This is a genomic window from Cupriavidus sp. 01T418 (assembly GCF_056398885.1).
Genome location: NZ_JBFTQG010000105.1, coordinates 1 through 2,004, shown reverse-complemented (window position 1 = coordinate 2,004; position 2,004 = coordinate 1). Strand labels below are relative to the sequence as shown.

Annotated in this window: 3 protein-coding genes; 2 read left to right on the top strand and 1 reads right to left on the bottom strand. The window is 70.7% G+C overall.

Annotated features, from left to right (window positions below):
* Positions 1-216: hypothetical protein (locus AC1DQ3_RS36370; RefSeq protein WP_477124930.1), on the bottom strand; the 216-nt coding region annotated here is incomplete at its 3' end.
* A gap of 324 nt (positions 217-540) precedes the next feature.
* On the opposite strand from AC1DQ3_RS36370, the gene AC1DQ3_RS36365 reads away from it, so the two are divergent.
* On the top strand, positions 541-777 hold the full coding sequence (locus tag AC1DQ3_RS36365; RefSeq protein WP_477124929.1) for a hypothetical protein: 237 nt from the start codon (positions 541-543) through the stop codon (positions 775-777).
* A 26-nt stretch (positions 778-803) separates the two neighbouring features.
* On the top strand, positions 804-2,004 hold a 1,201-nt coding region (locus AC1DQ3_RS36360; RefSeq protein WP_477124928.1), incomplete at its 3' end, for a hypothetical protein.

Genomic DNA, 2,004 nt, shown 5'->3' with positions numbered 1-2,004 from the left:
CTCAGCATGCTTGACCCGAATGCGTACCACAATTTCACGCGGGCGTGCCGGCGCGACACACCGATGCTTGGCGAAGAAGCAGTGCTGCTGCGCCATTGCCTGGCTGACCAGCTCGAGCGCTCCTGCGATCTCGGCGAATCCGTCTTGCGAGCACTTGACGCGTATGGACAACAACAGGCGGCGCTTCAGCGCACCCAGCCGGAGCAGCCCAGTCATCTGCGTCRGCCCGTCCGCCCACTCCCCATGCAAGCGMCTGGGGTTAGCGTACCCGCCACGCCGCAGCGCCTGGAAGAGCCCGTTCCCGGCTCCGCGACCAGACCGATGRCCGATACGAGCGAACGTCTCGCACCGCGCGAKGCCTGTGCACCCCTGCACGCGGATAGCGCCACGTCGCAAAGCGGCCGAACTCCCCATAARAAGCGCAAGACGGCCATCGACGACAGCCTCCCAGCGAAGATTGCGCGTTTATCACACCCGAGGGACGTTCCTGCGGGCATTGCCCCTGAAACCCAGGCAAGGCTGGCCCCCATTCGCGACGCCGTGCCGCGCCGGGATGGCGAAGCCAGTCWGSCCTACGCCCGCCGCCTGCGCGAGCAGCGGCCCGGCCTCAGCCTGAGCGAGCTGTCCCTGCTTTCGGGCACCTTGGAAAGCCAACTGCGCCGCGATCCGGCCTTCAAGGCGCTCCCCGTGGAACTGGCCGCCATTCGCGACGCCGTGCCGCGCCGGGACGGGGAAACCAATCTGGCCTGCGCGAGCAGCGGCCCGGCCTCAGCCTGAGCGAGCTGTCCCTGCTCTCGGGTGCCATGGAAAGCCATCTGCGCGGCGAGCCGGCCTTCAAGGCACTTTCCGTGGAACTGGCCGCCATTCGCGACGCCGTGCCGCGCCGGGACGGGGAAACCAATCTGGCCTACGCCCGCCACCTGCGCGAGCAGCGGCCCGGCCTCAGCCTGAGCGAGCTGTCCCTGCTTTCGGGCGCAATGGAAAGCCATCTGCGCTGCGAGCCGGCCTTCAAGGCGCTCCCCGTGGAACTGGCCGCCATTCGCGACACCGTGCCACGCCGGGACGGGGAAGCCAGTCAGGCCTACGCCCGCCGCCTGCGCGAGCAGCGGCCCGGCCTCGGCCTGAGCGAGCTGTCCCTGCTTTCGGGCGCCATGGAAAGCCATCTGCGCAGCGCGCCGGCCTTCAAAGCGCTCTCCGTGGAACTGGCCGCCATTCGCGACGCTATTCGCGACGCCGCGCCGCGCCGGGACGGGGAAGCCAATCTGGCCTACGCCCGCCGCCTGCACGAGCAGCGGCCCGGCCTCGGCCTGAACGAGCTGTCCCTGCTCTCGGGCGCCACGGAAAACCAACTGCGCCGCGATCCAGCCTTCAAGGCGCTCCCCGTGGAATTGGCCGCCATTCGCGACGCCGTGCCGCGCCGGGACGGGGAAGCCAGTCTGGCCTACGCCCGCCGACTGCGCGAGCAGCGGCCTGGCCTCGGCCTGAACGAGCTGTCCCTGCTCTCGGGCACCACGGAAAGCCATCTGCGCAGCGAGCCGGCCTTCAAGGCGCTCTCCGTGGAACTGGCCGCCATTCGCGACGCCGTGCCGCGCCAGGACGGGGAAGCCAATCTGGCCTACGCCCGCCGATTGCGCGAGCAGCGGCCCGGCCTCAGCCTGAGCGAGTTGTCCCTGCTCTCGGGCGYCRCGGAAAGCCGACTGCGCRGCGAGCCGGCCTTCAAGGCGCTCTCCGTGGAACTGGCCGCCATTCGCGACGCCGTGCCGCGCCGGGACGGGGAAGCCAGTCTGGCCTACGCCCGCCGCCTGCACGAGCAGCGGCCCGGCCTCGGCCTGAGCGAGCTGTCCCTGCTCTCGGGCGCCTTGGAAAGCCAACTGCGCTGCGAGCCGGCCTTCAAGGCGCTCTCCGTGGAACTGGCCGCCATTCGCGACGCCGTGCCGCGCCGGGACGGGGAAGCCAGTCTGGCCTACGCCCGCCGCCTGCGCGAGCAGCGGCCCGGCCTCAGCC